Here is a 9,045-nt window from a genome sequence, read left to right on the forward strand (position 1 = left end):
AACAATATGGTCGCGTCGCACACGCCTCTTCCCACAGAGAGCGATGGCGCGGCCAGGGCGAGGCGTGCAGCCAATTCCGCATGGAATGGGCTGCTCCTCATTTCTTTCTTGCAAGTAACGTATTGAACGGGCGAGGCCATGGCCGCTCTCCAAATCACTGACATCAAGAAACGCTACCAGTCGCTGCAAGCGCTGGGTGGCGTGTCGCTGGCGGTCGAAGAGGGTGAATTCTTCGGCTTGCTCGCCCCCAACGGGCGCTGGCAAGACCACGCTTATTTCCATCATCGCCGGCCTGAACCGGGCCGATTCCGCTCGGTCACCATCCACGGGCATGACGTCGTCAGCGACTATCGCGCCGCCCGCATGAAGCTGGGCGTGGTACCGCAGGAACTGGTGTTCGATCCCTTCTTCACGGTGCGCGAGACCTTGCGGATGCAGTCCGGCTACTTTGGCCTGAGCAACAACGACAAGTGGATCGATGAGGTCATGGAAAACTTGGACCTCACCAACAAGGCCGATACCAACATGCGCGCGCTCTCCGGCGGCATGAAGCGGCGCGTGCTGGTGGCCCAGGCGCTGGTGCACAAGCCGCCGGTGATCGTGCTGGATGAACCCACTGCCGGGGTCGACGTGGAATTGCGCCAGACCCTGTGGCACTTCATCGGCCGCCTGAACCGCGAGGGCCATACCATCGTGTTGACCACGCACTACCTGGAAGAAGCCCAGGCCCTGTGCAATCGCATCGCCATGTTGAAGTTCGGCAAGGTGGTGGCGCTGGACTCCACCGAAGGGCTGATCCGCCGCATCTCCGGTTCGCAAATGGTGCTGCGCTTGAAGCGCGGCAGCTTGCCCGATGGCTTGAAGGCGCTGGTCACCCATCCCGAAGAGCTGTTGGCGGGCAATAAATTCACGCTGCGCGTGACGGACTACCAGGAAGTCGAACCGATCCTGGCCACGCTGCGGACCTCGGGCGCAGAGATCGACGACCTGCAATTGCAGCAGGCCGACCTGGAAGATGTCTTCATCCAGATCATGGGAGATGAAAAATGATCGGTTTCCGTACCTTGTTCTACAAGGAAATCCTGCGTTTCTGGAAGGTCGCTACCCAGACCATCACTGCCCCGGTGGTCACGGCGCTGCTGTACCTGCTGATCTTCGGCCACGTGCTGCAGGATCGCGTGCAGGTCTATCCAGGCGTGAACTACACCGGCTTCCTGGTGCCGGGCCTGGTGATGATGAGCGTGTTGCAGAATGCCTTCGCCAACAGCTCTTCTTCGCTGATCCAGTCCAAGATCACCGGCAACCTGGTGTTCGTACTGTTGACGCCGCTGTCGCACTGGGAAATGTTCGGCGGCTACGTGCTGGCGGCCGTGGTGCGCGGGCTGGCAGTGGGTGCGGGGGTGTTCGTGGTGACCGTCTGGTTCGGCCACATCGATTTCGTGGCGCCGCTGTGGATCCTGGTCTTTGCGCTCTTGGGCGCGGGCATCCTGGGCAGCATGGGCTTGATCGCCGGCATCTGGGCCGAGAAGTTCGACCAACTGGCGGCGTTCCAGAATTTCCTGATCGTGCCCCTGACCTTCCTGGCCGGCGTGTTCTATTCGATACACTCGCTGCCCCCGTTCTGGCAGGCGGTATCGCATTTCAACCCGTTTTTTTATATGATCGATGGCTTTCGCTACGGCTTCTTCGGCCAGTCCGACATTGCTCCCATGACCAGCCTCGGTATCGTCGTCGTGTTCTTCTTGGCGCTCTCTACCCTGGCCGTCCATATGCTCAAGAGCGGCTACAAGCTGCGCGCAGGTTCCCATTGAATCCTTGGCGCCACCTGCCTCGCCATCTCCCCCTATTCCCGTGAAGAGCCACAACATGCTACCCACACCCGAACTCGTCAAAAGCTACATCGCCGCTGGTCTCGATTGCCAGCACCTGGAAGTGGAAGGCGACGGCCAGCACTTCACCGCCGTCATCGTCGCCGAGGCCTTCGCCGGCAAGCGCCTGATCCAGCGCCACCAATTGGTCTATGCCGCGCTGGGCGATCGGATGCGCGAGGAAATCCACGCGCTGTCGATGAAGACCCTGACCCCCGAAGAATTCCAGAAATAAGGCAAGACGATGGACAAGCTCCTGATCCGTGGCGGCCAGCGCCTCTCCGGTGACCTCACCATTTCCGGTGCCAAGAATGCCGCCCTGCCCATCCTGTGCGCGGGCCTGCTGACCGATGGCGACCTGGTCCTCTCCAACGTGCCGCATCTGCAGGACGTGATCACCATCACCAAGCTGATGAACCAGATGGGCCTGCGCGTGCGCGAGAACGGCGAGCACCTGGTCTTGAACGGCAATGACATCACCCGTCCCGAAGCGCCCTATGAACTGGTCAAGACCATGCGCGCCTCGATCCTGGTGCTGGGCCCCTTGCTGGCGCGCTTCGGCCAGGCCAAGGTGTCGTTGCCGGGTGGTTGTGCCATTGGTTCACGTCCGGTGGACCAACACATCAAGGGACTGCAGGCGATGGGCGCGGAAATTCATATCGAAGCCGGATACATCCATGCCAAGGCCAAACGCTTGAAGGGCGCGCGCATCGTCACCGACATGATCACCGTCACCGGTACCGAAAACCTGCTGATGGCCGCCGTGCTGGCCGAGGGCGAGACCGTGCTGGAAAATGCCGCGCGCGAACCCGAAGTGGGCGACCTGGCCAACCTGCTGGTGAAGATGGGCGCGAAGATCGAAGGCATCGGCACCGACCGCCTGGTGATCCAGGGCGTGGACAAGCTGCACGGCGCCGAACATGAAGTCATCGCCGACCGTATCGAGACCGGCACCTTCCTGTGCGCGGTGGCGGCCACCGGGGGTGACGTGACCCTGCACCGCACCCGCGCCGGCTTGCTCGATGCCGCGCTGGACAAGCTGCGCGAAGCCGGCGCCATCCTCACTTCGGGGGAGGACTGGATCCGCATCCAGATGGCGCGTCGTCCCAAGGCGGTGAGCTTCCGTACCACCGAATACCCGGGCTTCCCGACCGACATGCAGGCGCAGTTCATGGCCTTGAACTGCCTGGCCGAAGGCACCAGCCACGTCACCGAGACCATCTTCGAGAACCGCTTCATGCACGTGCAGGAGTTGAATCGCCTGGGCGCGGCCATCGATGTGGAAGGCAATACCGCCATCGTCACCGGCGTGGAAAAATTCCTCGGTGCGCCCGTGATGGCCACCGACCTGCGCGCTTCGGCTTCGCTGGTCATCGCCGGTCTGGCGGCCAAGGGCGAGACGGTGGTGGAGCGCATCTACCACCTCGACCGTGGCTACGACCGCATGGAAGCCAAGCTCTCGGCCATCGGTGCCGATATCGACGCATCAAGTAAAGTTTTCCGATTCCAGAAAAGCACACCATCATGACCCAACAACTGACGCTGGCGCTCTCCAAGGGCCGCATTTTCGAAGAGACCCTGCCGCTGCTCAAAGCCGCCGGCATCACCGTGGCCGAGGATCCGGAATCCTCGCGCAAGCTGATCCTGCCCACCAATGATCCCAATGTGCGCGTGATCATCGTGCGCGCTTCGGACGTGCCGACCTATGTGCAATACGGTGCTGCCGATTTCGGCGTGGCCGGCAAGGACGTGCTGATGGAACACGGCGGTGAAGGTCTGTACCAGCCCATCGACCTGAACATCGCCAAGTGCCGCCTGTCGGTGGCGGTGCAGGAAGGATTCGACTACGCCAACGCAGTGCGCCAGGGCGCGCGCCTGCGCGTGGTGACCAAGTACGTCAACACCGCGCGCGAGCACTTTGCCGCCAAGGGGGTGCACGTGGACCTGATCAAGCTGTATGGCTCGATGGAGCTGGGTCCGCTGGTGGGCCTGTCGGACGCCATCGTCGACCTGGTCAGCACCGGTGGCACGTTGCGTGCCAACAAGCTGGTGGAAGTCGAGCACATCATCGACATTTCTTCACGCCTGGTGGTGAACCAGGCCGCGCTGAAGTTGAAGCGCGAGCGCTTGCAGCCGATTCTCGATGCCTTCGAGAAGGCATCCAAGGCCAAGTAATTCCACGACCCCAGATATCTTCGCAGAGCAGGTGAGACCATGAGCATTGCCATCCGAAAACTCGATTCCGCCGATGCCGGCTTCCGTGACAAGCTGTCGGCCGTACTGGCCTTCGAAGCCAGCGAGGACGAAGCCATCGACCGCGCTGCGGCGACCATCCTGGCCGAGGTGAAGGCGCGCGGCGACGCCGCCGTGCTGGAATACACCCAGCGTTTCGACCGGGTACAGGCCGCTTCCGTGGCCGGCCTGGAGATCGGCAAGGAGGCGCTGCAAGCCGCGCTGGCCGGGTTGCCCGAGGCCCGCCGCCATGCGTTGCAGACCGCTGCTGACCGCGTGCGCGCCTATCATGAGCGCCAGAAGAAGGAATGCGGCTCCGATGGTTTCCTCTATCGCGAAGCCGATGGCACTGAACTGGGCCAGAAGGTCACGCCGCTGGATCGCGTGGGCATCTATGTGCCGGGCGGCAAGGCGGCTTATCCGTCGTCGGTGCTGATGAATGCGATTCCGGCCAAGGTGGCCGGTGTGCAGGAAGTCATCATGGTGGTGCCCACGCCCGATGGCGTGAAGAATGAACTGGTGCTGGCCGCCGCGGCGATTGCCGGCGTGGATCGTGTCTTCACCATCGGTGGTGCGCAAGCCGTGGGCGCATTGGCCTATGGCACCGCGACCATCCCGCAGGTGGACAAGATCGTCGGTCCGGGCAATGCCTACGTCGCTGCTGCCAAGCGCCGCGTGTTCGGCGTGGTGGGCATCGACATGATCGCCGGTCCCTCCGAGATCCTGGTGATCTGCGATGGCGCCACCGATCCCGACTGGATCGCCATGGACCTGTTCTCGCAAGCCGAGCACGATGAACTGGCGCAATCCATCCTGCTGTGCCCGGATGCGGACTACATCGCCAAGGTGGAAGCCTCGATCAACCGCCTGCTGGAGGACATGCCGCGCAAGGACGTGATCCGCACCTCGCTGACCGACCGTGGCGCGCTGGTCAAGGTGCGCGATATGGAACAAGCCTGCGAGATCGCCAACATGATCGCCGCCGAGCACCTGGAAATTTCCGCGCAGGAGCCGCAGCAGTGGGCCGACCAGATCCGCCATGCCGGCGCCATGTTCCTGGGGCGTTTCTCGTCCGAATCGTTGGGCGATTATTGCGCCGGTCCCAATCACGTGCTGCCGACTTCTCGCACGGCGCGCTTCTCCTCGCCACTGGGGGTGTATGACTTCCAGAAGCGTTCCAGCGTGATCCGCGTGTCGGAACAGGGCGCGCAGACGCTGGGCAAGATCGCCGCCGAACTGGCCTATGGCGAAGGCTTGCAGGCGCACGCCCGCTCGGCCGAATTGCGGCTCAAGAAGTGACATGATGACCTCCGCCACCGACTCCCTCGCAGGCGCCGGCTGGCTGGACCGCGTGTATTGCGAGGATGCGCTGGATGCCGGCGGTGGGCTGGCGCGCATTCCCGATGGCAGTGTCGACCTGTTGATCGCCGACCCGCCCTATGGCCTGGGCAAGGATTACGGCAATGATTCCGACAAGCTTGATACCGCTGCGTATCTGGCCTGGACCGAGCAATGGGTCGACGCCGCGCTACCCAAGTTGAAGCCCAATGGCAGCCTCTACATCTTCCTGACCTGGCGCAATTCGCCGGAGATCTTCGTGATGTTGAAGCAGCGCATGACCATGATCAACGAAATCATCTGGGACCGTCGCGTGCCCTCCATGGGGGGGAGCGTGCGGCGTTATTCCTCGGTACATGACACCATCGGCTTCTTTGCCCGCGCCAAGGATTATTTCTTTGATCTCGATGCCATCCGCATTCCCTACGATGCCCAGACCAAGAAAGCGCGTTCGCGCTCCATCTTCGTCGGGGCCAAGTGGCTGGAGATGGGCTACAACCCCAAGGATGTGTGGAGCGTCTCGCGCCTGCATCGCGAGCACAAGGAGCGCGCCGATCACCCTACGCAAAAACCGCTGGAAGTGGTGGAGCGCATGGTCAAGGCCTCCTGTCCGCCGGGTGGCGTGGTGCTTGATCCCTTCATGGGCAGTGGCACTACGGCCGTGGCGGCGCGCCGTTGCGGGCGGCACTTTACCGGTTTCGAACTCAACCCCGATTATTGCGAACTGATCCGCCAGCGCCTTGATGCCCTCGATGCGCCGGCCCCTGCGAGCCAAGACGATGAATCCCTCCAAGCCTGAGACCGTGGACCAACTGGTGGCCAACGTGATCCGCCCCGTGGTGCGCGGCTGGCATTCCTATCACGTGCCCTCGGCGGAGGGACTGGTCAAGCTCGATGCGATGGAAAATCCCTATGTGCTGCCGGTGGCGCTGCGTGAGGAACTGGCGCAGCGATTGGCTGCGCTGGAGCTGAACCGTTATCCGGTGCCGTCCTATACGCAGCTCAAGGCGGCCATCTGCGAGCGCCTGGGGGTGCCGGCAGGCTATGAGGTATTGCTGGGCAATGGTTCGGATGAGTTGATCACCATGCTCTCGGTGGCTTGCGCCATGCCCGGTCGCACCATTGTGGCACCGGAGCCGGGCTTCGTCATGTATGGCATCTCGGCCCAGATGGCCGGGCTGGACTACGTAGGCGTGCCGCTGCGCGCCGACCTGAGCCTGGACCTGCCAGCCATGCTGGCGGCCATCGAGACGCACAAGCCGGTCATCACCTGGCTCGGCTACCCCAACAATCCCACCGGCACGCTCTACGAGATGGCCGACGTGCTGCGCATCATCGAAGCCGCCGCACCCTATGGCCTGGTGGTGGTCGATGAGGCCTACCAGCCCTTTGCCGCCTCTACGCTCATGCCGGCATTGCCGCGGCACAACAACCTGGTGGTCATGCGTACCGTTTCCAAGCTGGGCTTGGCGGGCGTGCGCCTGGGCTACCTGTCGGCGGCGCCGGCGCTGTTGCGTGAATTGGACAAGGTGCGCCCGCCCTATAACGTCAATGTCTTGACCGAAGCGGCCGTCCTGTTCGTGCTGGATCACCTGCACGTGCTGGAGGCCCAGGCCGCGCGGCTGCGTGCGGCGCGCAGCGATCTGGCCAGCGCGCTGGCGGCGCTGGACGGGGTGCAGGTGTTCCCGTCGGCGGCCAATTTCATCTTGATCCGCGTCCCGGATGCCGATAAAGTCTTTGCCGCTTTACTGGCGCGCAAGGTACTTGTCAAAAATGCCGGTAGAATGCATATGTTGCTGCAAAACTGTTTGCGTATTACCGTCAGTTCGGATGAAGAAAACGCCATCTTCCTGACGGCCCTGACAGCAGCACTGCGCGAACTGTGATGGTAAAGATCGCGCCCAGGCAAGCTCCCAGCATTACCCAACGATAGAAGCCCGTCTAACCCTGACCATGTCTACACCGAGAACCGCGGAAGTCGTCCGCAACACCAACGAGACGCAGATCCGCGTTGCCATCAACCTGGATGGCACCGGCCAGCAGAAGCTGGATACCGGCGTGCCCTTCCTGGACCACATGCTGGACCAGATCGCCCGCCATGGCCTGATCGACCTGGATATCCAGGCCAAGGGCGACCTGCACATCGATGCGCACCATACGGTGGAAGACGTGGGGATTACCCTCGGGATGGCCTTTGCCAAGGCCATCGGCGACAAGAAGGGCATCCGCCGCTACGGCCACGCCTACGTGCCGCTGGATGAAGCCCTGTCGCGCGTGGTGATCGATTTCTCCGGCCGTCCCGGCCTGGAATACCACATTCCCTTTACCCGCTCGATGATCGGTTCCTTCGATGTGGACCTGACCAGCGAGTTCTTCCACGGTTTCGTCAATCATGCGCAGGTGACCCTGCACGTGGACAACCTGCGTGGCGTGAATGCCCACCACCAGGCTGAAACCGTGTTCAAGGCTTTCGGCCGCGCGCTGCGCATGGCCGTCGAGCTCGATGCGCGCGCTGCGGGTACGATTCCCTCGACCAAGGGCAGCCTGTAAACGCAGGGTATCGCTAAATCATCTGGTTTTCCGGTGCGTGAGCGCCGTTCAATTTCACCATGAATAAAATTGTTGTAGTCGATTACGGCATGGGCAACCTGCGCTCTGTGGCGCAGGCGCTGCGCCATGTCGCGCCTGAAGCCGATGTGCGCATCTCCGGTGAAGTCGCCGATATCCGCGCTGCCGACCGCGTGGTCCTGCCCGGCCAGGGCGCCATGCCCGACTGTATGCGCAGCTTGCGTGAGTCGGGCGTGCAGGACGCCGTCCTCGAAGCCTCGCGCACCAAGCCGCTGTTCGGCGTATGCGTGGGCGAGCAGATGCTGTTCGACTGGAGTGAAGAAGGCGACACTCCCGGCCTGGGCCTGCTGCCCGGCAAGGTGGTGCGCTTCGAACTCGAAGGCCTGCGCCAGGATGATGGATCGCTGTTCAAGGTGCCGCAGATGGGCTGGAACCATGTGCACCAGACCCGCACTCATCCGCTGTGGGAAGGGATTGCGGATGACGCCTTCTTCTATTTCGTCCACAGCTACTATGCCGTGCCGGCCGAGACCGCCCATGTGGTCGGCCAGACGCCGTATGGTCGTGACTTCGCCTGTGCCGTGGCACGCGATAATATCTTTGCTACCCAGTTCCACCCGGAAAAAAGTGCCTCGGCGGGTTTGCAGCTGTATCGGAATTTCGTACACTGGAAACCTTGATTTTTGTCTTTCCGGCAAGAATCACACTGCTGAGCTTCGATAACCCCTCTTTTTTTACTGACTAGTCATCCCCTAGCCATGCTGCTCATACCCGCCATCGACCTGAAAGACGGTCATTGCGTACGCCTCAAACAAGGTGATATGGAACAAGCCACCGTTTTCTCCGAAGATCCGGCGGAAATGGCCCTGCACTGGCTCAAGCAGGGTGCGCGCCGCCTGCACCTGGTGGACCTCAACGGTGCCTTTGCCGGCAAGCCCAAGAACGAGGCGGCGGTGAAGTCCATCCTGCAGGTGGTCGCCCGTTTCGCCGAGGAAAACGAGGTCGAGGAAATCCCGGTGCAACTGGGTGGCGGCTCCGC

The 9,045-nt window shown here is 62.3% G+C and carries 10 protein-coding genes and 1 pseudogene; all 11 read left to right on the top strand.

Translation table 11 applies throughout. The annotated features are described in order from the left end of the window. Positions 1-138 precede the first annotated feature (138 nt). Positions 139-1,050, top strand: a pseudogene (locus I5W_RS02030) (ABC transporter ATP-binding protein). Next, entirely contained in the window at positions 1,047-1,811 is a 765-nt protein-coding gene (locus I5W_RS02035; RefSeq protein WP_017453767.1) for an ABC transporter permease, read from the top strand. Before I5W_RS02030 ends, I5W_RS02035 begins: the two are co-directional and overlap by 4 nt. Before the next feature lie 55 nt (positions 1,812-1,866). Continuing rightward, the gene (locus I5W_RS02040) at positions 1,867-2,103 is read left to right on the top strand and encodes a BolA family protein (RefSeq protein ID WP_017453768.1); all 237 of its coding nucleotides are present in this window, start codon (positions 1,867-1,869) and stop codon (positions 2,101-2,103) included. Between the two features lie 9 nt (positions 2,104-2,112). Next, a complete protein-coding gene (murA, locus tag I5W_RS02045; protein ID WP_044527995.1) occupies positions 2,113-3,396 on the top strand; it encodes a UDP-N-acetylglucosamine 1-carboxyvinyltransferase in 1,284 nt (427 codons plus the stop codon). Further along, the gene (hisG, locus tag I5W_RS02050) at positions 3,393-4,043 is read left to right on the top strand and encodes an ATP phosphoribosyltransferase (protein ID WP_044527996.1); all 651 of its coding nucleotides are present in this window, start codon (positions 3,393-3,395) and stop codon (positions 4,041-4,043) included. The genes murA and hisG overlap by 4 nt, the downstream gene beginning before the upstream one ends. A 39-nt stretch (positions 4,044-4,082) precedes the next feature. Beyond that, positions 4,083-5,399, top strand: coding sequence for a histidinol dehydrogenase (gene hisD, locus I5W_RS02055; protein WP_044527997.1), 1,317 nt, complete (start codon positions 4,083-4,085; stop codon positions 5,397-5,399). Between the two features lies 1 nt (position 5,400). Further along, complete coding sequence (locus tag I5W_RS02060; protein WP_044527998.1) at positions 5,401-6,237, top strand: DNA-methyltransferase; 837 nt, start codon at positions 5,401-5,403, stop codon at positions 6,235-6,237. After that, the gene (gene hisC, locus I5W_RS02065) at positions 6,218-7,324 is read left to right on the top strand and encodes a histidinol-phosphate transaminase (protein ID WP_044527999.1); all 1,107 of its coding nucleotides are present in this window, start codon (positions 6,218-6,220) and stop codon (positions 7,322-7,324) included. The genes I5W_RS02060 and hisC overlap by 20 nt, the downstream gene beginning before the upstream one ends. 67 nt (positions 7,325-7,391) lie before the next feature. Further along, complete coding sequence (gene hisB, locus I5W_RS02070) at positions 7,392-7,988, top strand: imidazoleglycerol-phosphate dehydratase HisB (protein ID WP_017453774.1); 597 nt, start codon at positions 7,392-7,394, stop codon at positions 7,986-7,988. A gap of 59 nt (positions 7,989-8,047) precedes the next feature. Further along, complete coding sequence (gene hisH / locus I5W_RS02075; protein WP_017453775.1) at positions 8,048-8,686, top strand: imidazole glycerol phosphate synthase subunit HisH; 639 nt, start codon at positions 8,048-8,050, stop codon at positions 8,684-8,686. A gap of 78 nt (positions 8,687-8,764) precedes the next feature. After that, a partial coding sequence (locus I5W_RS02080; RefSeq protein ID WP_044528001.1) for a HisA/HisF-related TIM barrel protein occupies positions 8,765-9,045 on the top strand: 281 nt, incomplete at its 3' end.

This window comes from Herbaspirillum sp. B65 (assembly GCF_000333555.1).
Taxonomy (GTDB): domain Bacteria; phylum Pseudomonadota; class Gammaproteobacteria; order Burkholderiales; family Burkholderiaceae_D; genus Herbaspirillum; species Herbaspirillum rubrisubalbicans.